We start from the raw sequence: 25,442 nt of genomic DNA on the forward strand, positions 1-25,442 counted from the left end.
CCGCCTAATTGCTGGCCAATGCATATGGTTAACGAGACCTTGCGACCTGCCGCGAACACCGATGCGCCACCCGAGCGCGCGGTGGCGCTGAGCTACGCGCCCGCCAGAGCTCGGGCCGCACTCGCTGCGTTGCTGGCGCTGGACGATACGCTCGCCGGCCTGCTGCGCGCCGGGCGCGAGCCGCTGGTGGCGCAGATGCGGCTCACCTGGTGGCATGGCGCGCTGACCGCTCTGGACGACGGGATCGTGCCCGCCCAGCCGGTGCTGGCCGCGCTCGCGCAGGATGTCCTGCCGCGCGGCGTCGCGGGCGTGCGGCTTGCCGGCATGATCGACGGGTGGGAGACGCTGCTCGACCTTGAGCCGCTGGATAGCGGACGGCTCACGACCTACGCGGCGGGACGGGGGCGGGTGTTGTTCGAGGCGGCGGGGACGGTGCTGGGCGCCGCGCCGGGCGACCCGGTGGGGGAGGCGGGCGAGGGCTGGGCGCTGGCCGATCTGGTGGGCCACATCGCAAACGCCGCCGAGCGCGCCGCCGCCGCCGATCTCGCACGGGCGCGGCTAGGGCAGGCGCTCGCGCTCCGTTGGTCGCGCCCGGCGCGGGCGCTCGGGGCGATGGCCCATGCGGCGCGGATGGACTTGGCCGAGCCGCCCGTGCGCGTGGGGTCTCCGCGCCGCGTCGCGCGGTTGCTGCGGCACCGGCTCACCGGCGGCTAGACACCTCCCGCTGGACAGCGGCGCGCGAGCGGTTAGCCTGTGGCGACAGCGGGGGACCTTAGGCGATGTGGCGGTATCTGGTGGGCGGCGTGGCGGCGTTGCTGATGGTCGCTGCGGTCATGCTGGTGATGAACAAGCGCGCGCGTAGCGACGCCGTCCTGCCACTCGCGCCCGCGGCTCTGGTGGCCGCGGGGGGCGGGCAGGCGGCCGCGCCGTTGCCGGCGACCGTGCCCGAAGCCAGCGAGCGCACCCGCGAGCAGAAGCGGTTCGACCGTTACGACAAGGATCGCAACGGCACCGTCACGCGCGAGGAATATCTTCAGGCGCGCCGGAAGGCCTTCGCCAAGCTCGACACCGATCACGACGGCAAGCTGTCGTTCGACGAATGGGCGATCAAGGCCGAGACCAAGTTCGCGGGCGCTGACGCCGACAAGTCCGGCACGCTGACCGCGACCGAGTTCGCGACCACCGCGGTGAAGCGCAAGGCACCGCGCCGCGTGCCCTGCGCGCCGGCGGTGGCGGCTCCGGCGGCGGAGGACAAGGAGGACAGCTGACTGCATCCGTCACCCCGGGCTCGACCCGGGGCCCCGCTTCTTGCGCGTCGGCCACGGGAAGAAGCGGGGCCCCGGCTCAAGGCCGGGGTGACGGGAGGTAATCAGGCCGGCTCCGCGACCCGTTCGTCCAGCGACGCCATCCAGCCCGCCAGCGCCTCGCGGCCGCGATCGGTGTACATCTTCTTGCGGTCGGCCTTCTTCGTGCGTCCCTCGATTGGCGGGAACAGGCCGAAATTGACGTTCATCGGCTGATAGCTGTCCGCCGCCGCGCCGCCGGTGATGTGGCCGAGCAACGCGCCCAGCGCCGTCTCGGGCGGTGGTGCCGGCAGGGTGCGCCCGGCGAGCTCCGCCCCCGCGAACCGTCCGGCCAACAGCCCGATCGCCGCGCTCTCGACATAGCCCTCGCACCCCGTGATCTGCCCGGCGAAGCGCAGCGACGGGCGCGACTTCAGCCGCAGCGTGCCGTCGAGCAGCACCGGCGAGCGGATGAAGGTATTGCGGTGCAGCCCGCCCAGCCGCGCGAACTCGGCCCGCTCCAGCCCGGGGATGGTGCGGAACAGCCGCACCTGCTCGGCATGTTTCAGCTTGGTCTGGAAGCCGACGATGTTCCACAGCGTGCCCTGCGCATTGTCCTGGCGCAGCTGCACCACCGCATGCGGCCAGCGGCCGGTCCGCGGATCGTCGAGGCCGACGCCCTTCATCGGGCCGAAGCGCAGCGTGTCGAGCCCGCGCTCCGCCATCACCTCGATCGGCATGCAGCCGTCGAAATAGGGCGTGTCGCGTTCCCACTCGCGGAACTCACCCTTCTCGCCCGCCATCAGCCCGGCGTGGAACGCGGCGTACTGATCCTTGTCGAGCGCGCAGTTGATGTAGTCCGACCCGTCGCCCTTGTTCCAGCGCGACTGGAACCAGGCGACGTCCATGTCGATTGAATCGCGATGCACGATCGGCGCGATCGCGTCGAAGAACGCGAGCGCGTCGGCGCCGGTCGCCTCCGCAATCCCGGCCGCCAGCGCCGCGCCGGTGAGCGGACCGGTGGCGATGATCGCCGGGCCGTCCGGCAGCGCGTCCACCCGCTCGCGCACGACCTCGATGTTGGGGTGCGATTCGAGCGCGGCGGTGACGGCGGCGGAGAAGCCGTCGCGATCGACCGCGAGCGCCGATCCGGCGGGGACGCGGGTGGCGTCCGCGGTGCGCAGGATCAGCGAGCCGAGCGTCCGCATCTCCTGGTGCAGCAGGCCGACCGCGTTCGAGGTCGCATCGTCGGAGCGCAGGCTGTTCGAGCAGACGAGCTCGGCTAAGCTGTCCCCTTGGTGCGCCGGGGTCGCATGGCCGCCGCCGCGCATCTCCGACAGGCGCACCGGCCAACCGGCCTCCGCGAGCTGCCAGGCGGCTTCGGACCCGGCAAGGCCGCCGCCGACGATGTGGATGTCGTGAGTCATGTCCGACGCTAACCGATGCGGGCCGACGACGCGAGCGCAGTCGCCGTTCGCGCGACCATCGCGTTGATACGCATCAATAGTTGCGACCAACTGAAGCTTGGATGCGTTAAAGGCCAGCTATTGCAGGAGAGAAAAGATGTTAAAGACCAATTTGATGGCGGCTGCGGCCATGGCCGTCTGCTTCGCTGGCGCAGCGAACGCGCAGATGGCGCCGACCGCGCCCGCCGGTGATCCGATGACCGCGCCGACGATGGCGCCGGATTACGTCAAGGATGCGGGGGCCGGCGACAAGTTCGAGCTCGATTCGAGCAAGCTGGTGCTCAAGTCGACGAAGGACCCCAAGGTCCGGTCGTTTGCCAACAAGATGATCGCCGATCACACCAAGAGCACCGCGATGATCAAGGTCGCGGCGCGCAAGGACGGCGTGGCCGTACCGCCGCCCATGTTGATGCCGATGCAGCAGCAGATGATGGGCGACATCCAGTCCGCCACGGGCAAGGCGCGCGACGCGGTCTACATGCAGGATCAGGCGACCGCGCATCAGGCCGCGCTGCAGATCCAGCAGAGCTATGCCTCGGGCGGCGACAAGCCCGCGCTGATGGCGACGGCGGCCAAGATCGTCCCGGTGGTGCAGAGCCATATCGACATGCTCGGCAGTATGGGCTCGATGTCCGGCATGTGATCGTCGGCTTCGACTGATCTCGAAACGGGGCGGTGGCGCGAGCTGCCGCCCTTTTTTCGTTATCCCCGCAGCCCGCTACCCCAGCGCACGCTGGGGTCGCGTCGTGATCAAGTCCGCATTTGCGAGCGATCCCAGCGTGCGCTGGGATGACGATCAGTCGTTACCCCGCAATCGGCAGCTTCACCTGCCCACCACCGTCCCGTACCAACGGACCGTAAGCGATCACCGTCTCCAGCAGCAGCGGGCCGTACAGGTGGGGGAAAAGCTGGCCGCCGCGCGACGGCTCCCATTTCAGCGACGCGCCGAACGAGCCCAGGTCCACCGCCGCGACGTGGAGATCGGACTGGCCGGCGAAATGCCTGTCCACCGTCTCGGTCAACTGCTCGGCGGTTGACAGGTGGACGAAGCCGTCCGCGACGTCGATCGGCGCGCCGGCGAAAATGCCGTCGCGCTCCAGCGCGGCCATCTGGTTGGCGGTCAGCACCTTGTACGCGGTGGCAGTGTCGCGCGTGTCGCTCACTCGCCGTCCTCCGGCCCGGCCGCCGAGTCCTCGCCGATCGTCGCGCCGGTGTCGGGCGCGATCGCGACCGGGCCGTCGGCCAGCACGATCTCGGCGTCCTCCTCATTCTCCTCGATCCGCGCCGCCGACACGACGTGCTCGCCCGGCGCGACGTCGAACAGCCGCACGCCCGCCGAGCCGCGGCCGATGACGCGCAGGGTGCCCAACGGCATGCGGATCAGCTTCGCCTGGTCCGTCACCAGCATCAGCTCCTGCGCCTTGGTGACCGGGAAGCTCGCCACCACCGGGCCGTTGCGGGCCACGTTGTCGATGTTGGTGATACCCTGACCACCGCGCCCGGTGCGCCGGTATTCGTACGCGCTGGACAGCTTGCCATAGCCATTGGCGCACACCGTCAGGATGAACTGCTCGGCGCCGCGCAGCATGTCGAACCGCTCCATCGGCATCTCGGGATCGCCGTCGCGCTCCTTGTAGGGCGCGAACTTGAGGTAATCCTCGCGTTCCTCCTGGCTCGCCGGAATGCCGTGGAGGACCGACAGCGAGATCACCTCGTCGCCGTCCTTCAGCGTCATGCCGCGCACGCCCGTCGAGGTGCGGCTCTGGAACGCGCGCACGTCGTCCGCGGCGAAGCGGATCGCGCGGCCGAGCCGCGTCGCGAGCAGCACGTCATCGTCCTCGCGCAGCAATGCGACGCCGATCAGCCGGTCGTCATAACTGCCGTCCTCGTCCGCCTCGAACCGCATCGCGAGCTTGCCGTTCGAGGGCACGTTGGTGAACGCGTCCATCGAGTTGCGCCGCACGGTGCCGCGCGCGGTCGCGAACATCACGTGCAGCTTCGCCCAGTCGCCCTCATCCTCCGGCAGGGGCAGGACGGTGGAGATCGTCTCGCCCGGCCCCAGCGGCAGCAGGTTGTTCATCGACCGCCCACGCGTCGCCGGGCCGCCCTCGGGCAGGCGCCACACCTTCATGCGGTACACCTTGCCGGCGGTGGAGAAGAACAGGACGGGCGTGTGCGTCGACGTCACGAACAGCTCGGCGACCGCGTCCTCGTCCTTGGTCGCCATGCCGGCGCGCCCCTTGCCGCCGCGTTTCTGCGCACGGAAGCTGTCGAGGCTGGTACGCTTGATGTAGCCGCCGATCGTCACGGTGACGACCATGTCCTCGCGCTCGATCAGGTCCTCGTCCTCGATCCCGTCGGCGGCGGCGGCGATCTCGGTCCGGCGCGGCGTCGCGAACTGATCGCGCACCGCCACGAGCTCCTCGCGCATCACCGCGTACAGCTTCACCCGGTCCGCCAGGATCGCGAGCAACTCGGTGATCGAACCGGCGAGGCCCTTGAGCTCGTCGCCGATCTCGTCGCGGCCCAGCGCGGTCAGCCGGTGGAGCCGCAGGTCGAGGATCGCGCGGACCTGGATCTCCGACAGGCGGTAATGGTCGCCCGTCACCTCCGCCTCGACCGCCTCGACCAGCCGGATGTAGGGCGCGATATCGGCGATCGGCCAGTCGCGCGTCACCAGCGCCTCGCGCGCCACCGCGGGCGACGACGAGCCGCGGATGATCCGCACCACCTCGTCGAGGTTGCCGACCGCGACGACGAGCCCGAGCAGGATGTGGGCACGGTCGCGCGCCTTGGCGAGCTCGAACTTGGCGCGGCGGGTGATGACCTGCTCGCGAAAGCCGATGAACGCCTCGATGATGTCGCGCAGCGGCAAGAGCTCGGGCCGCCCGCCGCGGATCGCCAGCATGTTGGCGGCGAACGAGCCCTGCGCCGGCGTGTGCCGCCACAATTGGTTCAGCACCACCTCGGGCGTCGCGTCGCGCTTGAGGTCGATGACGACGCGCACGCCCTCGCGGTTGCTCTCGTCGCGGATGTCGCTGACGCCCTCGACGCGCTTGTCCTTGGCGGCTTCGGCGATGCGCTCGACCAGCGCGTTCTTGCCTTGCTGATAGGGTATCTCGGTCAGCACGATCGAGCGACGGTCGCCGCGGCTCTCCTCGATCTTGTGGCGCGACCGCACGATGATCGAGCCGCGCCCGGTCAGATAGGCGGACCGGCAGCCGGTGCGGCCGAGGATGATCGCGCCGGTCGGGAAGTCCGGCCCCGGCACGATCCGCAGCAGCTCCTCGTCGGTGACGGGATCGTCGCCCGCGACGCTCGCGTCGAGCACCGCGAGGCAGGCGTCGATCACCTCGCCCAGATTGTGCGGCGGGATGTTGGTCGCCATGCCGACCGCGATGCCGCCCGCGCCGTTGACCAGTAGATTGGGGAACCGCGCGGGCAGCACCGTCGGCTCGCGCTCCGACCCGTCGTAATTGGGCTGGAAGTCGACGGTGTCCTTATCGAGATCGTCGAGCAGATAGCCGGCCACCTTCGCCAGCCGCGCCTCGGTGTAGCGCATCGCGGCGGCGGGATCGGGGTCCATCGACCCGAAATTCCCCTGGCCGTCGATCAGCGGGAGCCGCATCGCCCAGTCCTGCGTCATGCGCGCCAGCGCCTCGTAGATCGAGGTGTCGCCATGCGGGTGGTATTTGCCGATCACGTCGCCGACGATGCGCGCCGACTTGCGATATGGCCGGTTGTACACGAAGCCGCTCTCGCTGGCGGAGAACAGGATGCGGCGATGCACCGGCTTCAGCCCGTCGCGCACGTCGGGCAGCGCGCGCGCCACGATCACGCTCATCGCGTAATCGAGGTAGCTGGTCTTCATCTCCTCGACGATCGAGATCGGCGAGATGTCGGACGGATCGGCGAGGGTCGTATCGGTCAAATCATGGGCCTTGCGGGGATCGGAGAGTTGATCCGGTCTAGTCCGCGCGCGTCCTTATGGCCACCCTCTCGTCACCCCGGGCTTGACCCGGGGTCCCGCTTCTGGCGACCCGTGGGAAGAAGCGGGACCCCGGATCAAGTCCGGGGAGACGTGGGAGGGTCAGGGCGCAATTTCCGTTCCGTCCCAGCCGAACAACCGGCCGCTGTCGGGCGGCTTCAGCCCGTCGAGCACATCTAGTAACTGTACCGCCGCGCGGCCGGGATCGAACAGGTCGCGGCCGGAGGACTGGAACGGCTTCGACAGCGCGGTGTCGACGGTGCCGGGATGCAGCGCGACGACGATCGAGCGATCGTTGCGCCGCCGCTCCTCGACCGAGAGCGTGCGCACCAGCTGGTTGAGGCCTGCCTTGCTCGCGCGATAGCCGTACCAGCCGCCGAGCTTGTTGTCCGAGATGCTGCCGACGCGCGCCGAGAGCACCGCGAACAGCGTGCGACCGGTGCGCGGCATGATCGGCAGGAAGTGTTTCGCCACCAGCGCCGGGCCGATCGCGTTCACCGCATATTGCCGTGCGAGCCAGGCGGGATCGAGGTCGCGCAACGCCTTCTCGGGGCCGCGGTGCGCGTCGTGCAGCAGGCCGGTCGCGACGATCACCAGCTCGGGCGATCCGGCACGCGCGGCGGCGGCGGCGATGCTCGCCTCGTCCTCCAGATCGAGGTGCCGGTCGCCGACGAACGAGCGCGCGAGGCCGGTGACGGCGCGGTCCTCGTCGGCCAGCGCCTCCGCCAGCGCGGCGCCGATGCCGCCCGACGCGCCGACGACGATCGCGGGAGAGGAGCCGCCGCTCATCCGCGCACGAACCGCCAATGATCGGCGTCTCCGTCGACCAGTTCGGCGAACCGGTAGCCGTCGGCATCGAAGCCCTTCATCGCCTCGATCTCCTCGATCCGGTGCTCCGCCATCCAGCGCGACATGGTGCCGCGCGCGCGCTTGGCCGCGAAACTCTCGAACTTCGGCCCGTCCGGCCTGGCCTGGCGGAAGTCCACCGCCACCACGCGGACGTTCTCGGCAAGCCGATCGCCGATGGCGGCCCAATATTCCTGGCTGGCGAGGTTCAGCACGACGCCCGAACCCTCCTCCGCCAGATCGTCGGCCAGCGCGGCCGCGATCCGGTCCCCCCACCAGTCGGTCAAAGCCTTGCGTCGCGGCGCCCAGCGCGTGCCCATCTCCAGCCGATAGGGCCGGATCGCGTCGAGCGGGCGGAGCAGGCCATAGAGGCCGGACAGCAGCCGCAGATGATCCTGCGCGAAGGCCACCCCTTCCGGCTCCAGCGTCTTCGCCTCCAGCCCGCGATACACGTCGCCCGCGAACGCGTAGAGCGCCGGCCGCTCCTCCGCCTCCGCGAAGCCGCGGAACCGCTGGACGTTGAGCGTCGCGAGCTTGGGGGAGATGCCCATGAGGTCGCCCAGCCGCTTCGCGCCCAGCCGCCCGGCGGCGGCGGCGAGCGTCCGGGCCTCCTCGCCGAAGCGCGGATGCGTCGCCTCGATCGGCGGCAGCGGCGTGGCATAATCGAGCGTCTTGGCGGGGGAGAGGACGGCGATCATCAAGGCTGGGTAAGCGCCGCCGCCGGCCAGTTCAATGCCGGTTCAGCGCCGCTCGGCTTGAACGTCCGGCGGCAGCGCCTATACGCGCCCCAACCCATCCGGCGGCTCGCTCCCGCCGCAACAGGAGAGTATCGCGATGACGCAGTTTTCCAGGCTCACGCTCGCCGCCGCGCTGCTGGCCGGCGTCGGCGGCCTCGCCGTGTCGGTGCCGGCGGACGCCAAGAAGGACGACAAGGCGGCGACGGGCCCGAGCTACTCGCCCGAGTTCATCAAGGCGGCCGGCCCGGCGCAGGCGGCGCTGAAGGGCACCGACGTCGCGGCGATGCAGTCGACCGTCGCGGCGGTCGAGGCGGTGGCCAAGACGGACGACGACAAATATGCGGCCGCGCACATGCGGATCCAGGTGACTCAGACGCAGCTCAAGGCCGATCCGCAAGGCGACCAGTCGGTCCTCGCCCCGACGCTGCAGTCGCTGGTCGACAACGCCAAGACGCCGCAGACCGAAAAGGCGCAGCTTTATTTCTTCCTTGGTCAGTTCGCCGAGAAGAAGCGCGACTTCGCGGGCGCGCTGCGTGACTATCAGCAGGCGCAGACGCTGGGGTATGTCGAGCCGCAGTTGCCGCTGATCATCGCGCAGACCAAGATCAACGCGGGCGATGTCGCGGGCGGCACCGCCGATTTCGGCAAGGTGGTCGAGACGGCGGAAGCAACGGGCAAGCCAGCACCCGAATCCTATTACAAGTACGCGCTCGGCCAGAGCGTCAACACCAAGAACAAGCCGCAGGCGCTCGACTGGCTGAAGCGCTGGCTGAGCGCCTATCCGACGTCGAAGAACTGGCACGACGCCATGACGATCTATGGCCTCCAGCAGGGCTCGCTCGCCACGCTCGATCGCAACCAGACCATCGATCTGTTCCGGCTGATGCGCTCGACCAAGTCGCTTGATCAGTACGGTTATGAGGAATATGCCGACAAGGTACTGAAGGCCGGGCTGCCCGACGAGGCGAGGACCGCGATCACCGAGGGCCGCGCGGCGGGCAAGGTCCCGGCGACGGGCGGCAACGGCACCGGCATCCTCGCCGACGCGAACAAGTCGATCGCGAGCGAGGGGCCGCTGACCACGCTCGCCACCCGGGCGCGTGCGGGCGCGAACGGCGCGCTCGCGTCGCAGACCGCGGACGCGTATCTGGGCAAGGGCGACTATACCGCCGCGATTCCGCTGTACCAGCTCGCGCTCAGCAAGGGGGGCGTGAGTAACGACACGGTCAACCTGCATCTGGGCATCGCGCTCGCGATGTCCGGCGACAAGGCGGGCGCGAAGACCGCGTTCGGCGCCGTCACCGGCTCGCCCAACACCGACATCGCGCAATTCTGGCTGCTGTCGCTGGATCATCCGGCGGTCGCCTGACCGCCACCACCCCGCTCCATGGCCACCGACGGCCATGGAGCGGGATCGGCCGGCTATTCCGGCACGACCGGTATGCCGGACAGCGCCTTGGCGGTACGGATCGTCAGCGACGTCTTGACGCCCGCGACGTTGGGCGCCGGCGTCAGATGCGTCGTCAATATCTCCTGAAATGCGCGCAGGTCCTGCGCCACGATCTTCAGGATGAAGTCGATCTCCCCGTTCAGCATGTGGCACTCGCGCACCTCGGGGATGGTGGCGACATGCTCCTCGAACAGCGTCAGGTCGTGCTCGGCCTGGCTGCGCAGGCTGACCATCGCGAACACGGTGATCGGAAAACCGAGCTTCGCTGCGTCAAGCTCCGCATGATAGCCGCGGATCGCGCCCGCCTCTTCCAGCGCGCGCACCCGCCGCAGGCACGGCGGCGCGGTCAGGCCGACGCGCTCGGCGAGGTCGACGTTCGTCATCCGTCCGTCGTCCTGCAACAGTGCCATGATCTGCCGGTCGATCCGGTCGAATGCCATTTTGCGCGCTCCTCCCGACGCTGTGGCGGCCCGGACACCCGGTTCGCTTGGCGCCGCTATAGGAAGCTGACGCGCGAACGCAATTGTGCCACTTTGAACCGTACCGAAATGGATGGTTCCGCCGGCGATTCGGGCGGGTTAAGGTTTGACCCGACGCGCCGATCCGGCGGACGGTCTGGGGACTTCGGTGCGCTTCGACGACAGCTTGCGAACGGTGCTCGCCGCGGACACGGACAGCGCGTTCGGCGCCGCATCGGCGTGGCGGCAGATCGTCGACCTGATCGGTCGCGGGCGGGCGGCCCCGCTGCCCGAGGCGCTCGACAGGCTGCGCGCGATCCGGTCGTCGGTGTCCGCCGCGACGCGCGCCGCGAGTGCGCGCAGCCTGGCGTTCGCGTCGCCGGGCGTCGAGCTCGTGTCCCTGTTCGCGCAGGAGGATCTGGCGATCGCGGCGCCCGTCCTGCGCACCGCCACGCTTGCGAGCGACGAATGGGTCGCGCTGCTGCCCGCGCTGTCGCCCGCGGGGCGATCGGTGCTGCGACACCGGCGCGACCTGCCGGCCGAAGTGGAGCGTGCGCTGGAGAGCTTCGGGGCGACCGACTTCGTGCTGCCCTACGCGCCGGACGACGGCGCCCGGCCAGCCGAGGCCGCGGAGCTCGTCGGCGCGCGGACGGCTCCTGCGCCTGCTCCCGCGCCGCCCACGCCGCCTGTCGGAGAGGGCAGTTTCGTGGCGCTGGGCGTCGTCGCTGCCGGATTGCCCGTCGTGTCGGAAGCGCTGCGCCGGTCCGGTGATCCCGCGCTGCCCCCCGCGCCGGACCCGAACGCGGATGGGGACACGGCCGGGAACGGGTTCCCCATCTCGGACCTCGTCGCCCGGATCGAGGCGTTCCAGCGCCAGCGTGAACTGTCGGGCCCGGACGAGGCGCAGCATCCCGCGACGGCTGCCCGCACCGTCTTGACCTTCCGGTTCGAGACGGACGCGGCTGGTGCGATCCGCGGCGTCGAGGGGGTCGCGCGATCGCCGGTGATCGGCCTGTCGCTGGTGGGGACGGCCGGGCCATCGTCGGCGGTCGACGGCGTCGCGTCGGGCGCGTTCCGCCGCCGGGCGCCGTTCCGCGACGCCCGGATGGTGGTGGGCGGCGTTTCGGAGGCCGCGGGATCGTGGCGGATCACTGCCGAGCCGCGGTTCGATCCGGCGAGCGGCCGGTTCGTCGGCTACAACGGTGTCGCGCGCCGCCCACGACCCGACGAAAGCGCCGCGCCAAGGCTGGCCGGATCGCTCCCGATCGCGCCGCGCTCGGCCGGCGCGGACTCGCTGCGGCAACTCGTCCACGAGCTGCGTACGCCCGCCAATGCGATTGCGGGCTTCGCCGAACTGATGGAGCGCGAGATGCTCGGCCCGGTGCCGACGGTCTATCGCGTGCGCGCCGGCACGATCCGCGCGCACGCCGCCGACCTGATCGCCGCGATCGACGACCTCGACACCGCCGCCCGGATCGAGGGCGGCGCGCTCGACCTGCGACCGGGATCGGTGCCGCTTGCGCCGCTGCTCGCCCGCGCGCTCGACGATCTTGCGCCGCTGGCGGCGTTGCGCGGTGCCGCTGTGTCGCTGACGCCGGTCGCGCCCGGCCTGGTGCTCGAAGTGGACGATCGCGCGGCCGAGCGGTTGATCGCCCGGCTGCTGGGCGCGCTGGTGTCGGCCTGCGCGCCTGGCGAGCGGCTGTCGGTCGCGGCGATGCGGGATGGGGAGGGGCATGTCCTCGTCGTCGCCGACCGGCCCTCGGCACTGGCGGCGCTCACGCCGGACCGGCTGCTCAGCATCGATGCCGAGCAGGAGGCCGCCTTGCCTGGCGCTCCGCTGCTCGGGGCGGGGTTCGCCTTGCGGCTGGCGCAGAACCTCGCCGCCGAGCTCGGCGGATCGCTCGGTTTCGAGCCGCGCCGCTTGACTCTTCGGCTACCGGCCGCTGTCACGCAGGAGATGGGCCAGACCTACGCGAGTTGAGGTGTCGGAACGGGGATCCCGCGGCGGCTATCGTGTGCCCGCGCCCGCCATGGACGCCCTGATCCGATGGCCCGATGGCTTCGGGTCGCGCTTCACGCTGTTCGTCGACACGGAGGAGGAGTTCGACTGGTCCGCGCCGCTGACGCCGCGCGCGCGCGCGGTCACCGCCATCGCCGCCCTGCCGTCCACGCACCGCCGCTTCCGTTCGCTGGGCGTGCCCGTGACCTACATGGTCGATCATCCGGTCGTGACCGACGCACGCGCCGTTTCGGCGATGCGCGCGGTGATGGCGGAGGGCGGCGCGACGATCGGCGCCCAGCTTCACCCCTGGGTCAATCCGCCGTTCCAGGACGTCGTCGGCCCCGCTGCCACCTATCCCGGCAACCTGCCGCGCTCGGTCGAGGCGGCCAAGATCGACGTGCTGACCGACGCGATCACGGCCGCGCTGGGCGTTCGACCGCTGGCGTATCGGGCCGGACGCTACGGCATCGGGCCGGCGACCGCCGCGTTGCTGGCGGAGCGCGGCTACCGGCTCGATAGCTCGGTGCGCGCGGGCTACGACTACACGCGCGACGACGGCCCGGATTTCCGCGCGGTCGGCTCGGCCGCTTACCGCACCGGTTCGGGCGGCTCTCTGATCGAGTTGCCGTTGACGACCGTCTTCACCGGCCGGTTTCGGCGTCGCGGCGCGCGCTGGCATGCGGCGGCGGGGCGGGTGCGGCACGGGCGGGGCCTGCTCGCGCGGCTCGGGCTGGTCGGGCGCGTGGCGCTGACGCCGGAGGACATGCCAGCCGCCGACGTAGTCGAGGCGATCCGGATCGCCGCGGGTGAGGGGCTGCGCGTGCTGAACCTGTCGTTCCACTCGCCGTCGCTGGTCCCGGGTCATACGCCCTATGTGCGTGATGCCGCCGATCTCGCGCGCTTCTGGGCCTGGTGGGGCGTCGTGCTCGAGGCACTGGATGCGGCAGGCTATCGCGCAGCGACGCTCGACGAGGTGATTGCCGCCGCGCGATGACCGCGCTACCCGGCGGATCGGCGCGGGCCTGTAGCTCAATTGGTTAGAGCTGGCCGCTCATAACGGCTAGGTTGCGGGTTCAAGTCCTGCCGGGCCCACCCGCCGCCTCGTTGTACGTCCGCAGCGCCTTGTCGGCGTTCGAGGCCCGAGCGGCAAAGACCGCCATCAGTGGACGCCTCAACGCGCCGCAACCCGCGCGTTGCCATTGCCCAGCATCAGGACTTGCGTTCCCGCGGACCTTAGTCCCGGCGAGCGGAGGCGACGCGTTTCAATCTGTCCGCGGTGCCAGCGAGGAGAAGCGCCAATGCCATGCCTACGAAAATCCACGCCACGAGAAGCATAACCATCGGACCCGTCGTCTCCTGTCGCGGCCGCTATGCTGCGGCCGTCGGCGATGGTTCTGCGCTTGAAGTGAGACATGGTCAATAGCGGCGGAGCCATCGCCGCCTCGGATCGCCGCGGCACCCGATCGTGCCAGGCGCCTCAGCAAGAACGTGCGTGGTCTAACGGTATTGCCGTGCGTTGTAGGCGGATCGAGCGACCTGACGTCGATCGATGACGTCGCGCCAGTCTTTTCCAGGAGTGCCACCATGACGAACCCCCACCCATTTCCCGTCGATCCGAGCGCGCCCGATCAACAGCCGGTCGTCGATGCCTTCACCGACGTCCCCGAGTTCGAGGGTCAGCGTCCGACGAAGGACGAGGTCGACACCGACGACATGTTCGTGCAAGGTGGCGAGTAGACGCTTTTCGATGGTTGTTGCCGCCGCGTGGCAGCTGACCGTCGACACGATCTACGCCCTTCATTTCCGGCGGGAGAGGCGCTAGGGCGACCGTCGTCGGGGAGTGGCGCAGGCTGGTAGCGCACCTGGTTTGGGACCAGGGGGTCGCAGGTTCGAATCCTGTCTCCCCGACCACTTTATCGCGAAAGCGACGGATTTCCGCCACTTTGCGTGTGCCGCTATCATGGTCTGTAACACAGGCAGACCACATGGCGGTGATACACGCGGAAAAGGCCGAAGCCCCGTGTCCCGCATTCCCCATACCCGCCGCATCAACGGCCGCTACATCTTCCAGCGCCGCGTCCATTACCGAAATGTAATCTCCAAGGTGATACCGGCAGCGCTGGGCACCGCCGACCCCCGGGTCGCGCGCACCCGCGCGGCGATGCTGTCGGCGCGCTTCATGACGACAAAGGCGACGGTCGACACGATGCTGGAGGATGGGCGGACGCTGACCGGCACCGAGATCGAGGCGCTGTTCCGCGTCGCGCTCGAAGCCGAGCTGCGCTTCTACGTCCATAGCGCCTACGAGAACGCTCCCTGGTCGTCGTCAGTGCCCGAGGTCGCCGCCCAGGAAGCCGAGGCGTACCGGATCATCCGCCGCCCCGATCGGCACCTCGGCCTTACCGACCGCGATCGCGCGGAGCTGGTCGAGCGCGGCCTCGAGGCGGAGATCCACTCGATCGAGGAGTATGCGCAGAAGATTCGCGACATGCTCACCGACGATGCGGTCGCCGAACGGCTCAGGGCGATTGGTGCGCCCGTGACCGGCTCGAGCATCGCGGTGGGCCGGACGCACCTGATCCGTGCCGCTGCGAGCGCCTGCACGCGCGTCAGCCGCGTGTTCGACGACGACGTGATGGATGCGCCCGATCCGGTGGCGGCGCTGATGGCCGACCTCGGGCCGCCGTCCGACGCCGCGCGCGCGCTGGTCTCTGGTGGAAGCACCCGGGCTCAAGAGACTGCGCCGCCGGTAAACCAGCCGGCCCCGGAAAGTCTGTTCCAGGTCTACGACCCGCGGCCGTTCAGCTCGGCGATCTCCGACGTGCTCATCGATCTCAAGACCGACGACACCTGGAAGGGCGACCTCAAGCAGCAGCGCCGCATCATGGAGACGTTCGCCTGGATCACCGGCGACAAGCCGCTTGGGGCCTATACCCATCTCGATGCGGCGGCGTTCAAGAAGGGCATCCAGAAGGTGCCCGCCAAATTCTATTATGGATCGCTGACCGAGGGCGCGATGGCGCGCCCGTTCGCCGACGTGATGGCGGAACTGCCGCCGCTGACGGCGGCCAGCCGGCGCAGTCACAAGACCGTCAATCGCGACCTGTCGACGATGGCAACGGTCGCCAAGCACCTGGGCACCACCTCATGGATGCCCCGCATGCCCGGCGCCATCATCATGAACTTCGGCGCCGGCCGGATCGCGATCAAGGACGATCCCGATATCGACACGCGTCCACCCTGGACGACCGCCCACCTCGACCATCTGTTTCACTCGCCCTTATATACAGGCGGTGGGGGCGCGCTGAGCCGCCTGTGCGACGATGGAACCAGGCCGCAGGTCTGGCATGACGCGGCCTATTGGGCACCTCTTTTGTGGTTCTATCATCACAGCTGCCGTGAGGAGACCTGCGGGCTCGAGGTTGCCGACATTGTCGCCGACCACCCCGTCCCGCATTTCCACATCCGCGATAATCTGACGCGCGGCCGGGATGGCGAGATGGCAGGCGAGAAGCGCCGCGCCCGTAAGCGCGTGCTGCCGATCCACGCCGAGCTGATCCGGCTGGGATTCCTCGACTATGTCGAGGCGATCCGGGCGGAAGATCATGCAGCGCTTTTCCCCGAGCTTTACCTTAATGCCGAGAAGCGAGGCGGTGCCCATTTGTATGAACGCGCGTGGCAGCACATGGTCGACTATATCGCCGTGCGGCTGCCGCTCCCGGTCAATGCCGCCGGAAAGGGACCGGACATCCATTCGATCCGGTCGCTCGGCTCGAGCTTCTACGAGGTCGAGGGCGTCAACGCGATCATGCGCTGCGACATCATGGGGCACGCCCGCGAGGGCGTGAATGCAAAATTCTACTCAAAGCGCATGGCGACCGAGGGGCTCGATGTCGTCCTGGCCGAGCGTCAGGCGTTCATGACGCGCTATATTCCCGAGATCACCAGGCACCTCGCACCGGCCCCGATCGCGCTTCTGCCGCTGGAGAAGCGTTCGCGGACCGGCAGCGGCGTCGTTCGCAAGCGCCGCAGCGACGCCGGCTTCGCCCGGGCCGGCGGTGCGTCGCCGCCCTGAGCATTGTCACTCGCCGAACAGGTCGGCGTGGGTTCCCGCCCGGACGAAGACGATGATGCCGCTCTTCCCGGCGGCATCATCGACCTTGTAGATGAGCAGGAAATCGCCGCCGATGTGGCATTCGCGATGGGCGGCCCAATCGCCCTTAAGCGGATGATCTTTCCACTCCGCCCCAAGCGGCGCATCGTTGCCTATCAACTGGACCATGACCGCCTTCAGCCGGTGCATGTCGTAGCGGCCAGAGCCCGACAGGCGGGCCCAGTCCTTGCTGAACGCGTTGGTATAGTCGCAGGCGCGCGGATGTGCGGCGCGCTTCGACGTCGCGCTCCTAGCCATTCAAGGCCGCTACCATCGCCTCGCCATCCCCAAACCGCGCTGTCCGTTCCGCGATCATCGCGTCAGCCTCGACCATTGCGGCCAGCGTGGCCGCGTTGGGCACCTTCAGCTCGAGCGGGAATGCCTGGTCGACGACGATACGGTGGTAGAGAAGCCGCACCGCATCGGCCGCCGTCAGCCCCATTGCCGCGAGCGCCGCATTGCCTCTGGCCTTCACCTCGTCGTCGAGGCGGACATGCAGCATGGTCGTTTGCGGCATCACTCAACTCCTGTATCTCATTTGAGAGACATAGTGCGATGGTGCGGGCGGTCAAGACGTTCCAACAAGAGGATGATGGGTCGCAGATGGAGTTTGCCAAGACAGACACGCAGGCCGGCGCACGGTTTACGCTCTTTCGCGCCGACCCGCGTCACATCGATTAGGCGAGAAGACAGGCCCGGGACATCTCGCCGCGCCATTTACTGGCTAGCTGCCACTGATGGCGAGTGCGGCCGATCCACCCGGGATGACGCCGCCTATGGCGCAGATCGTGGCGCCAGTGGAGGGCCGTAACTACCATATGGCAGTGGGGGCGAACGATCCACTCGCCGTCGGGGCCTGCGAGCGCATGCACGGCCCACGCCGTTACCGCGCCCTTGGCGGTGAGTTCGCGCTCGGCGAAGCCGGTGACGAGCGTGGTCCAGCGCGCGCGGGGGATCGTGACGGGGATCTCCAGCATGACGTGCCATGCCGCGACCGCGGTCGGATCGCCCAACGCCGCCGTTGCCTGGTCGGCCTCCTCCCAGATGGTATAGTCTCCCGTAGCCCAGATTGGCGCGCTGGCGGGGAGCAGCAGGCCGGCTCCCTGCACCTCGCACCGCCGCTCGGCAAAGGCGGCCGGCATCGGCCCGAACCGATCCGCCGCGCCCGCGTCGCGCCAGATATACGCAACATTGGCCACCGCGGTCCGGTAGGCTGGCCGACGTCCTAGGAGTCGCCATTCCTCGCTGACCGGCCGCACCTGCGCATCGAGCTGACGATCGGGCTCGTCATGGCGGGGGCGGGCACGGAGGAAGCGCTCGAACGCGAGGGTCTCGGGATCGAGGTTGGCGGATGGATCGGGGCGCCGGATGCGCGCGCCGGTAAGCAGGTCGATGGTCATGATCGTCTCCTTGGTAATGGAAAGCGGTGGTGGCGTTGGTGTTTGGGTGATGCACCCGGCGTGACGGGTCAGGTGAATCGGACCGGGATCTCGGCCGGAACTTCCGGCTCGATCCAGTCGCCGCCGGTCCGCACGAGCCGTTTGCCGGCCAGGTGCCTGACGCTCCTGGCTCTTGCGGCGGCCTCGATCCGCCGCAGGGCGAGCCGGCGGCCCGGGACGATCATCGCCGGTCGGCCTGCCAGCCGGACGAGCGAGCCGCGTCGATCGTGCGCGAAGAACTCGTCGACACCGACGAGGATGACCGGGTCGTCGTCGCCCGCGCACCACGGCGCGAGGCCGGTGACCACGTCGAGCGTCAGCAGCATGCGGATCACGACTGCAAAATCGCACGGCCAGGGGGCGGCAGGCCTCCTCCAGCTGGTGTGGATCAGGTCCTTGCATTCCCGCTCGACGATCCGCGCCAGTTTGAGGCCGGTCACGGTATCGACCGGGCCGCCGATCGAAAAATCGAGGCAGTCGTTCGCTGGCCGAAAAGAGGGCCAGCCCATCTCGCGCCTGAGCGCGAGCGTGAACCGCTGCCGATGCACAACGACGCCGCTGAACTGGTCAACCATTGCTGTTCCCCTTAAGATGGCAGTCCGCGGATTTTTCCGTTTCACAGGTGCTCACAGCCTCAGCTCCGCCTCAGGGCTCTCCAGCCACGCTTCCGTCATCACCCGCGGCGCCTCCCCGTCCGCCCGGGTCTGGAGCCACAATTGCCAGATCGCCTTGGCGCGGCCGGCCAGATAGTCGCGGATGGCGCCATGGCAGCCGGTGCGATGCGCATCGCCCAGCTGATCATCCGTCATCGCAATGAACGGTAGCCCGTGCCGATGGGCGACGGCATCGAACGACCGGGCTTGCCTGCCACCATGAGACTCGGCGACATCGACCACCTCGTCGGCGAAGGCGTGCTGCATCGACCGGAGCAGCCGAGCGCCGGCCAGCATGTCACGGGCGGTTTCGGCGGCGGCGAGCAGCGAGGGCACCACGATGTCTTCCGCCCGCCAGAGCAGGAGCCGGCCAGGCTCGACCGGCAGTCGCTCGGCAAGCCAGGCAATCGTGCCGGCTGGATTGTCGGTGACGGTGCTGCTGTGCGCCTGGAGATCAAAGGCGAGCTGACCGAAACGGCGGCTGACGACGAGCGTCGCCGCACCGACCAGCAGCGTGCAGGCGAGACGGTCGTTGGACGCCGGCTTGTTGAGCCAGCAGGTCGCAAGCGCGATGGTGTCGGTGAAAGTGTCGAGAGTGGCGTGGTTGGTCATGAGAATGTTCCAAAAACGAGAACGGCCCGGCCATCCTGGGTGGATGGCCGGGCCGGCAGGGTTGGTGACGCGGGGGCGGTGTTGACGCTGGCGATGCCGCGAGATCAGGCGGCGAAGGCGCGCTCCTCCTCCTCGCGGCGGAGCCGCTCGGTGAGGCGGTCGAGCGCAGCGGCTATGTCGGCCACCATCGCGCGCGGCCTTGCCCAGCGGATCAGCGCGGCGTCTGTGAATGGCTGCAGGGACGCAAGCGCCGGCTCCGCCTCGATGTGACGGGCGAGCGCCGCTATCGGGCGCGCAACCAGCGCCTCGTTTGCCGCCCTTCCGGCGAGCCATGCGAAGAAGACGCACAGTGTCGCGGCTGCATCCTCCATGACATAGATGCGTATGCGCTCGGTCTCGCCGGCCTCCCACAGCGCTGCGACATCGCCGCCGCTGGTCGTAGTCTTCACCGGTATGCCGATCGCATCGCAGATCTCGGCTAGCCCGACCTTGCGGCCGAATGCGGCGTATAAGTCGGCAAGGTCGGCATGGGCGCCGTCGAAGCGAGGCATCGCCGCATGCCTGGCGATCGCTGGCATCTCCCACAAACGCAGTCGCTGGGCAGCGAGTCGGAGGACGAGTGAATCGAATCCTCGCGAATTATACCCCGTGATCACCTCGGCTGAGCCGATCCGCCGTTCGGCTTCGCGCACCAGCGCGGCCTCATCGATATCGCCTCCCACGACGTGGGCATCGATATCGAACCGCCAATTGCCATCGACACATGACGCCCGGGCAAAGCCGGCGGCGACGATCCGGTGCGTCGGCCACGGTGGGAAGCTTCCGTCCGGCATTGTCGGGGCAATGGTCTCAAGGTCGTAGGCCAGGACCGCCGAGGGCATTCGTGTATCGTCGGTCCGGCGCAATGGATCGCGCATTTCTCTTCTCCTCTGTGGAGCGGGCAGCCCGCATGATGATCAGAGCCGCTGGGACGGCGCCTTTCGGCACCTTTTTTCCCTTCCCACTGCCCTGATCATCGGCACCCCTTCCGGCGGAGCTTTTCCACGCTTCGAACAAGCAACGAGGTCTGGTTGGCGGTCATGCGGTTGAGCTATGTCCGGCGGCTGTGGCGCGAGGGGAGGTCGCAGAGTCGTGACGCTATCCCGAGCGGCACAGATTGTGTAATCCAGTCACGCTCGGTCGCGGCAGAGCTTGCTGTGAGCCGGAAGGGCGACCCGAGCCGCTTCGCGGCGACCCCGATGGCCCCGGCCATCGCCACCCGCCTGCGGCGGCCTTGCTCCCGACGGACGGAGGGGCAACGCAGCATTCAAGCTGAGGATACGCGGAACCGCGTAACTTTAGCGGTATTGCGCTTGAAAATTAGCTACCCTGGATGGCCCGGCCGGTCTCATGCCGGCTATCTTAGGTCCGACGTGGCCCTATAGTACTCCGGTAACTCAAAGATGCCCTTATAGCGCGGTCGGAAGTCGCTTGTGACGGCGCTGCGTGCCAGGCAACGTAGCGAATTATCGGGTTATCGGAGTACTTTCCTTATACTACTCCGATAATGGCGTAATTAGCGACACGAGTACGCCTCGGGTGGTACTCCGGAAATAGCCTAATTATAGCAAGGCGAAGAGATCGTTATGAAATATTGGCGCGCGTGGGTAGGAGGGTAGCCAGTGTCTGGCGATTGTCGCGGCTGATCGGCGGCATCCGATCGCGCTCGAAAGGTCGGCCGGATCAGTAGTGATTGATCATACCTCCGATAACCTCGAAATTTATTTCGAAAGGAACCGATTATGCCTTTCGGAGAGATAGGATCAACGCGGACTCGGGAAGATAGGTTTCTGAAGGGAAAACAGAAGTACTCCGATAACTCCCAAATTACGCCAGCAATTCGGGGTTTCACGTGTGGCTTGACGGGACATCTCCGGAAACTCCTTTATTAACGCATATGGCAAATTTTCGGTCGAACGAGCGGCTGGTTTTCAGCGCTGACGGCGCTCTTGGTCGAGTATCTGGTGGTGGGAAGGAACTGCGTCCGCAGACGGTGACAGCGTGTGCCAGAATAGAGGTGGAGGCATCTCCGGTAATGGCAAAATTCATGACGATGCGAGCGGCGTCGGGGGGTGAACGGTGATCGCGTCCGGTCTTGTCGCGTCGGCGGTTGACGGCGGTGCTGGCAACGACCCGGGGTGTGTAGGCGGAGAAGGCGACTGTTCGGGCGCCTGCGGGCGCGCGCGAAACTGGTGAAATCGGATCGCTGATTGGTGGCGCGAATACGATGCTGAGGCTGGAGCGACCTATGTCGGGCGGCCCGCGTGGTTCGCTATGGTTGCCTGTGCCACTCCCCGATACGGAGCCTCGAGACGAACAGCTTGGAACAACGATGGCGAAAACACCCAAAGCCCCGTCAGGCGGCGATCTTGGCTTCGAAGCCGAGCTGTTCCGCGCGGCCGACAAGCTGCGCGGCAACATGGAGCCGTCGGACTACAAACACGTCGCGCTCGGCCTGATCTTCCTCAAGCATATATCGGAGGGGTTCGAGGCCAAGCGCCTCCAGCTGCTGGCCGAATATCCCGAGGGGGCCGAGGACGAGGACGAATACCGCGCCGACAACGTCTTCTGGGTGCCCAAGGGCGCGCGCTGGTCGCATCTGCAGGCCAACGCCAAGCAGCCCGGCATCGGCAAGGTCGTCGACGACGCCATGCTCGAGATCGAGAAGGTCAATCCAGGCCTGAAGGGTGTGCTACCCAAGGACTATGCCCGGCCCGGGCTCAACGCGGTGATGCTGGGTGAGCTGATCGACCTCATCTCCGGCATCGGTTTCAAGGGCGGCGCCGACACGTCGCGCGACGTGCTCGGCCGGGTGTACGAGTATTTCCTCGGCCAGTTCGCCGGCAGCGAGGGCAAGCGCGGCGGTGAGTTCTACACGCCGCGATCGGTGGTGCGGACGATGGTCGAGATGCTCGAACCCTACAAAGGCCGCGTCTACGATCCCTGCTGCGGCTCCGGCGGCATGTTCGTCCAGTCCGAGAAGTTCGTCGAGAGCCACGGCGGCCGGATCGGCGACATCGCCATCTACGGCCAGGAGTCGAACCACACGACGTGGCGGCTGGCGATGATGAACCTGGCGGTGCGCGGCATCGACGCGGACATCCGCTGGAACAACGAGGGCAGCTTCCACAAGGACGAACTGCCTGACCTTCGCGCGGACTATGTGCTCGCCAACCCGCCGTTCAACATCTCCGACTGGGGCGGTGACCGCATCCGCGAGGATGCGCGGTGGCAGTTCGGCCCGCCGCCGGCCGGCAATGCCAATTTCGGCTGGCTCCAGCACATCCTGCACCATCTGGCGCCGACCGGCACTGCCGGCGTGATCCTCGCCAACGGGTCGATGTCGTCGACCCAGAACGGCGAAGGCGACATCCGCCGCGCGATGGTGGACGGCGACGTGATCGATTGCATGATCGCGATGCCGGGGCAGCTGTTCTACTCGACGCAGATCCCGGTCTGCATCTGGTTCCTGGCCAGGGACAAGTCGAACGGCGTGGGCAAGACCAAGAAGCTGCGCGACCGGCGCGGCGAAATCTTGTTCATCGATGCGCGCAAGCTCGGCCACATGGTCGACCGCACCCGCCGCGAGTTCAGCGACGCCGACATCGCGAAGATCGCCGGGACCTACCACGCCTGGCGCGAAGGTGAAGGTTATGCCGACGCCCCCGGCTTTGCCTGCGCCGCCGCGCACGATGTCATCGCCGGGCATGGCTACGTCCTCACGCCCGGCCGCTATGTGGGTGCCGAGGACGTGGAGGCGGACGCCATCCCCTTCGCCGAGCGGTTCGCCGCGCTGCAGGCGACGCTGGAGGAGCAGTTCGCGGAAAGCGCGCGGCTGACGCAGGTGATCCGCGATCGATTGACAAGCGTGATCATCGGCGATTGATCGCGGCATGGCACAAGGACCACTGGACATCAGCGCGTTGCGCAACGCAGTCTCCGCACTGTCCAATGCGCTCGACCTGGTCGACAACACGGCCTGGTTCGATGCTCAGCCGCAACCGGTCCGCGACACACTGGTCGCCGGAACCATCCAGAGCGTCGAGTTCGTCTATGAGCTGAGCATCAAGACGATGGGCAGGGCAATGGAGGTGCGCGCGTTCAGCCCCTCGCAGGTCGACCATCTGGGCTTCCGTGACATGGTGCGGACCGCCGCCGAAATGGGTTTGGTCGACGACCCGAGAACATGGTTTGAGTATCGCGATATGCGCAACAAGACGTCGCATACCTATGACGAGAAGAAAGCTCGCGAAGTGCTGGCCAAGGCGCCCAAGTTATTGGCGGATGCACGCGCGCTGTTGGCCAGGATCGACGCCGCGAATGTCTGACGCGCCCGCGATCCACCTGCTGCCTGACGAACGGCGTATCGTGGAGGCGATCCTTGCGCGTCACGTCCCGCACATACCGGTTTTTGTGTTCGGTAGCCGCGCGACCGGGCGACGGCTGAAGCGGTGGTCCGACCTGGACCTGGCGATCCTGTCCGAAACGCCGCTGCCCTTGGGGACGCTCGGGGACTTGCGGGAAGACTTCACGGAAAGCGACCTGCCGTGGAAGGTCGATCTGCTCGATTGGGCGAGCACGAGCGAGCATTTCCGAACGCTGATTGCGCAGGATCTGCGGGTGCTGCGACCAGGATGCGTCGCATGAGCACCATGAACGAGGCCCCGCGCAACGGCTTCATCCGCCATCGCTGCAGACGGATCGAAAGTGTCGAACGGGAGCTGGGCTTGTCGCGGCCGACGGCGACCAAATACCTCAACACACTGGCGGCAGCAGTGCTTTTGGACACGCAGCGGATCGGGCGGAACAACTATTATATAAACCAGCGGCTGGTGGCGTTGTTCGTGGATGGGGCGGCGTGATGGCTGGGTGGCGCGAGTGTCCGCTGGGCGACGTGATCGAACTGAAGCGCGGTTACGATTTGCCTAAGCAGTCGCGGACTGCCGGGTTGGTTCCGCTCGTCTCCTCCTCGGGCATCTCTGGCCGGATAAGCGAAGCCAAGATCGCGTCGCCCGGCGTGGTGACGGGCCGATACGGAACGATTGGTCAGGTATTCTTTATTGACGAGCCATTCTGGCCGCTGAACACAACGTTGTATGTTCGAGATTTCAAAGGAAACGATCCGCGCTTCATCGGGTATTTTCTCAGTCTAATAGATTTCATGGCCTATTCGGACAAAGCCGCGGTGCCAGGTTTAAATCGCAATCACCTGCATCAAGCTGTCGTCAGGCTGCCTACCAGCAGGGACGAGCAGGCAGCCATCGCTGGCGTTCTTTCCGCCCTTGACGATAAGATCAAGCTTAACCGACGGATGAACGAGACGCTGGAGGCGAGCGCGCGGGCGTTGTTCCGGAACTGGTTCGTCGACTTTGGCCCCACCCGCGCCAAGGCTCAAGGCCGCCCCGCCTATCTTGCTCCCGACCTCTGGTCCCTTTTCCCAGAACGGCTCAGCGACAATGGTGTGCCGGAGGGATGGGGATTGGCTCGTCTGACAGATCACGCGACCGTTACGAAAGGGCGATCCTACTCGAGCGCTGAACTCTCACCATCGACCACCGCGCTGGTCACGTTGAAGTCATTCGAGCGGGGAGGCGGTTATCGAAGAGATGGACTAAAGCCTTACACCGGAAAATATAACGACGAGCAGGTCGTTAGCGATGGTGAGATCGTTATCTCGCAGACAGACGTGACGCAGGCGGCGGAACTGATCGGACGGCCGGCTCGTGTCATCGGCGATGTGCGCTTTGGACGACTTGTGGCTTCACTGGACGTGGCGATCCTGCGCCCCGAACCTCGATCTTACCTTGATCGAGAGTTTTTATTTGGCTTGACCGATAGCAATGACTTCACCCGTCACGCACTTGCTCACACAAGCGGAACAACTGTCCTGCATCTAGCAAAAAACGCGATCCCGTCCTTCGGATTCGCAATTCCGAGTGTCGAGCTTGTGGCTGCCCACCGTGAACGGGTCGCAGCAATTGTTTGGAAGATAGCTCAGAACGTGCAGGAGAGCGACGCCCTGACCGCCACCCGCGACGCGCTCCTCCCGAAGCTGATGTCCGGCGAGCTCCGCGTCCGCGACGCCGAGGCGCTGGCGGCATGATCGGCGCGGCACGCCATGGCGTCGCCGCCTGATGGCGAAGCTCACCGAGTCCGTCGTCGAGGAAGCTGCGCTCGCCTGGCTGGCCGAGCAGGGCTGGCAGGTCGCCTACGGCATCGACGCTTCGCCCGACGGCAAGACACCCGAACGCGCCGCCAACAGGTAACTGCTCACGGGGTTGGCGCATGACGGCTTGATCAGGCGACTGCGAAGCTG

General features: G+C 67.6%; 26 protein-coding genes and 2 tRNA genes. 16 read left to right on the forward strand and 12 right to left on the reverse strand.

Annotated features, from left to right (window positions below; all coding sequences use genetic code 11):
• Window positions 1-24 precede the first annotated feature (24 nt).
• Window positions 25-714: a squalene/phytoene synthase family protein gene (locus ACFE65_RS03285; protein WP_375380908.1), complete on the forward strand. Its 690-nt coding sequence runs from the start codon at window positions 25-27 to the stop codon at window positions 712-714.
• 65 nt (window positions 715-779) lie between these two features.
• Window positions 780-1,268, forward strand: coding sequence for an EF-hand domain-containing protein (locus tag ACFE65_RS03290; RefSeq protein ID WP_375380909.1), 489 nt, complete (start codon window positions 780-782; stop codon window positions 1,266-1,268).
• 101 nt (window positions 1,269-1,369) lie between these two features.
• On the opposite strand, the gene trmFO is transcribed toward ACFE65_RS03290, so the two are convergent.
• Window positions 1,370-2,710: a methylenetetrahydrofolate--tRNA-(uracil(54)-C(5))-methyltransferase (FADH(2)-oxidizing) TrmFO gene (trmFO, locus tag ACFE65_RS03295; RefSeq protein WP_375380910.1), complete on the reverse strand. Its 1,341-nt coding sequence runs from the start codon at window positions 2,708-2,710 to the stop codon at window positions 1,370-1,372.
• A gap of 136 nt (window positions 2,711-2,846) precedes the next feature.
• On the opposite strand from trmFO, the gene ACFE65_RS03300 reads away from it, so the two are divergent.
• On the forward strand, window positions 2,847-3,392 hold the full coding sequence (locus ACFE65_RS03300; protein WP_375380911.1) for a DUF4142 domain-containing protein: 546 nt from the start codon (window positions 2,847-2,849) through the stop codon (window positions 3,390-3,392).
• Window positions 3,393-3,552: 160 nt separating this feature from the next.
• On the opposite strand, the gene ACFE65_RS03305 is transcribed toward ACFE65_RS03300, so the two are convergent.
• The 4 genes from ACFE65_RS03305 to ACFE65_RS03320 form a co-directional block, all read right to left on the reverse strand.
• Window positions 3,553-3,912 carry a DUF952 domain-containing protein gene (locus ACFE65_RS03305; protein ID WP_375380912.1) on the reverse strand — a complete coding sequence of 120 codons (360 nt, stop codon included), beginning with the start codon at window positions 3,910-3,912 and terminating at the stop codon, window positions 3,553-3,555.
• A complete protein-coding gene (gyrA, locus tag ACFE65_RS03310; RefSeq protein ID WP_375380913.1) occupies window positions 3,909-6,680 on the reverse strand; it encodes a DNA gyrase subunit A in 2,772 nt (923 codons plus the stop codon). Before gyrA ends, ACFE65_RS03305 begins: the two co-directional genes overlap by 4 nt.
• A gap of 159 nt (window positions 6,681-6,839) precedes the next feature.
• Complete coding sequence (locus ACFE65_RS03315) at window positions 6,840-7,526, reverse strand: SDR family NAD(P)-dependent oxidoreductase (protein WP_375380914.1); 687 nt, start codon at window positions 7,524-7,526, stop codon at window positions 6,840-6,842.
• A complete protein-coding gene (locus ACFE65_RS03320; RefSeq protein ID WP_375380915.1) occupies window positions 7,523-8,281 on the reverse strand; it encodes a YaaA family protein in 759 nt (252 codons plus the stop codon). Before ACFE65_RS03320 ends, ACFE65_RS03315 begins: the two co-directional genes overlap by 4 nt.
• Before the next feature lie 136 nt (window positions 8,282-8,417).
• Between ACFE65_RS03320 and ACFE65_RS03325 the strand changes: the two genes are divergently transcribed.
• Window positions 8,418-9,689 (forward strand): tetratricopeptide repeat protein, encoded by a 1,272-nt coding sequence (locus ACFE65_RS03325; protein ID WP_375380916.1) that lies wholly within the window; start codon window positions 8,418-8,420, stop codon window positions 9,687-9,689.
• Window positions 9,690-9,742: 53 nt separating this feature from the next.
• On the opposite strand, the gene ACFE65_RS03330 is transcribed toward ACFE65_RS03325, so the two are convergent.
• Window positions 9,743-10,210, reverse strand: coding sequence for an Lrp/AsnC family transcriptional regulator (locus ACFE65_RS03330; RefSeq protein ID WP_375380917.1), 468 nt, complete (start codon window positions 10,208-10,210; stop codon window positions 9,743-9,745).
• A gap of 187 nt (window positions 10,211-10,397) precedes the next feature.
• On the opposite strand from ACFE65_RS03330, the gene ACFE65_RS03335 reads away from it, so the two are divergent.
• From ACFE65_RS03335 to ACFE65_RS03360, 6 genes are all read left to right on the forward strand, one after another.
• The gene (locus ACFE65_RS03335) at window positions 10,398-12,209 is read left to right on the forward strand and encodes a sensor histidine kinase (RefSeq protein WP_375380918.1); all 1,812 of its coding nucleotides are present in this window, start codon (window positions 10,398-10,400) and stop codon (window positions 12,207-12,209) included.
• 49 nt (window positions 12,210-12,258) lie between these two features.
• The gene (locus ACFE65_RS03340; protein ID WP_375380919.1) at window positions 12,259-13,224 is read left to right on the forward strand and encodes a polysaccharide deacetylase family protein; all 966 of its coding nucleotides are present in this window, start codon (window positions 12,259-12,261) and stop codon (window positions 13,222-13,224) included.
• Window positions 13,225-13,248: 24 nt separating this feature from the next.
• Window positions 13,249-13,322: transfer RNA gene (locus ACFE65_RS03345), tRNA-Ile, on the forward strand.
• A 492-nt stretch (window positions 13,323-13,814) separates the two neighbouring features.
• Complete coding sequence (locus ACFE65_RS03350) at window positions 13,815-13,967, forward strand: hypothetical protein (RefSeq protein WP_375380920.1); 153 nt, start codon at window positions 13,815-13,817, stop codon at window positions 13,965-13,967.
• 97 nt (window positions 13,968-14,064) lie between these two features.
• Window positions 14,065-14,141 (forward strand) — tRNA-Pro (locus ACFE65_RS03355).
• Window positions 14,142-14,250: 109 nt separating this feature from the next.
• Complete coding sequence (locus ACFE65_RS03360) at window positions 14,251-16,305, forward strand: hypothetical protein (RefSeq protein ID WP_375380921.1); 2,055 nt, start codon at window positions 14,251-14,253, stop codon at window positions 16,303-16,305.
• Window positions 16,306-16,311: 6 nt separating this feature from the next.
• On the opposite strand, the gene ACFE65_RS03365 is transcribed toward ACFE65_RS03360, so the two are convergent.
• From ACFE65_RS03365 to ACFE65_RS03390, 6 genes are all read right to left on the reverse strand, one after another.
• Window positions 16,312-16,641, reverse strand: a complete 330-nt coding sequence (locus ACFE65_RS03365) for a type II toxin-antitoxin system YafQ family toxin (RefSeq protein WP_375380922.1) — start codon at window positions 16,639-16,641, stop codon at window positions 16,312-16,314.
• Complete coding sequence (locus ACFE65_RS03370; RefSeq protein ID WP_375380923.1) at window positions 16,634-16,900, reverse strand: type II toxin-antitoxin system RelB/DinJ family antitoxin; 267 nt, start codon at window positions 16,898-16,900, stop codon at window positions 16,634-16,636. Before ACFE65_RS03370 ends, ACFE65_RS03365 begins: the two co-directional genes overlap by 8 nt.
• A gap of 160 nt (window positions 16,901-17,060) precedes the next feature.
• The gene (locus ACFE65_RS03375; RefSeq protein ID WP_375380924.1) at window positions 17,061-17,783 is read right to left on the reverse strand and encodes a MobA/MobL family protein; all 723 of its coding nucleotides are present in this window, start codon (window positions 17,781-17,783) and stop codon (window positions 17,061-17,063) included.
• A 68-nt stretch (window positions 17,784-17,851) separates the two neighbouring features.
• Complete coding sequence (locus tag ACFE65_RS03380) at window positions 17,852-18,442, reverse strand: hypothetical protein (protein WP_375380925.1); 591 nt, start codon at window positions 18,440-18,442, stop codon at window positions 17,852-17,854.
• Between the two features lie 6 nt (window positions 18,443-18,448).
• Window positions 18,449-19,087, reverse strand: coding sequence for a hypothetical protein (locus ACFE65_RS03385; protein WP_375380926.1), 639 nt, complete (start codon window positions 19,085-19,087; stop codon window positions 18,449-18,451).
• A gap of 104 nt (window positions 19,088-19,191) precedes the next feature.
• On the reverse strand, window positions 19,192-19,992 hold the full coding sequence (locus ACFE65_RS03390) for a hypothetical protein (protein ID WP_375380927.1): 801 nt from the start codon (window positions 19,990-19,992) through the stop codon (window positions 19,192-19,194).
• 1,466 nt (window positions 19,993-21,458) lie between these two features.
• Here ACFE65_RS03390 and ACFE65_RS03395 point away from each other — a divergent pair.
• From ACFE65_RS03395 to ACFE65_RS03420, 6 genes are read left to right on the forward strand one after another with little or no spacing between them, the layout of a single operon-like run.
• A complete protein-coding gene (locus ACFE65_RS03395) occupies window positions 21,459-23,012 on the forward strand; it encodes a type I restriction-modification system subunit M (RefSeq protein ID WP_375380928.1) in 1,554 nt (517 codons plus the stop codon).
• A gap of 37 nt (window positions 23,013-23,049) precedes the next feature.
• Window positions 23,050-23,454: a nucleotidyltransferase substrate binding protein gene (locus ACFE65_RS03400; RefSeq protein WP_375380929.1), complete on the forward strand. Its 405-nt coding sequence runs from the start codon at window positions 23,050-23,052 to the stop codon at window positions 23,452-23,454.
• Complete coding sequence (locus ACFE65_RS03405; RefSeq protein ID WP_375380930.1) at window positions 23,447-23,773, forward strand: nucleotidyltransferase family protein; 327 nt, start codon at window positions 23,447-23,449, stop codon at window positions 23,771-23,773. The genes ACFE65_RS03400 and ACFE65_RS03405 overlap by 8 nt, the downstream gene beginning before the upstream one ends.
• Window positions 23,770-23,988 carry a hypothetical protein gene (locus ACFE65_RS03410; protein WP_375380931.1) on the forward strand — a complete coding sequence of 73 codons (219 nt, stop codon included), beginning with the start codon at window positions 23,770-23,772 and terminating at the stop codon, window positions 23,986-23,988. The genes ACFE65_RS03405 and ACFE65_RS03410 overlap by 4 nt, the downstream gene beginning before the upstream one ends.
• Window positions 23,988-25,229 (forward strand): restriction endonuclease subunit S, encoded by a 1,242-nt coding sequence (locus tag ACFE65_RS03415; protein ID WP_375380932.1) that lies wholly within the window; start codon window positions 23,988-23,990, stop codon window positions 25,227-25,229. Before ACFE65_RS03410 ends, ACFE65_RS03415 begins: the two co-directional genes overlap by 1 nt.
• 31 nt (window positions 25,230-25,260) lie before the next feature.
• Window positions 25,261-25,392, forward strand: a complete 132-nt coding sequence (locus ACFE65_RS03420; RefSeq protein ID WP_375380933.1) for a hypothetical protein — start codon at window positions 25,261-25,263, stop codon at window positions 25,390-25,392.
• Window positions 25,393-25,442: the final 50 nt, after the last annotated feature.

It is taken from the genome of uncultured Sphingomonas sp., from assembly GCF_964237335.1.
In the GTDB taxonomy this organism is placed as follows: domain Bacteria; phylum Pseudomonadota; class Alphaproteobacteria; order Sphingomonadales; family Sphingomonadaceae; genus Sphingomonas.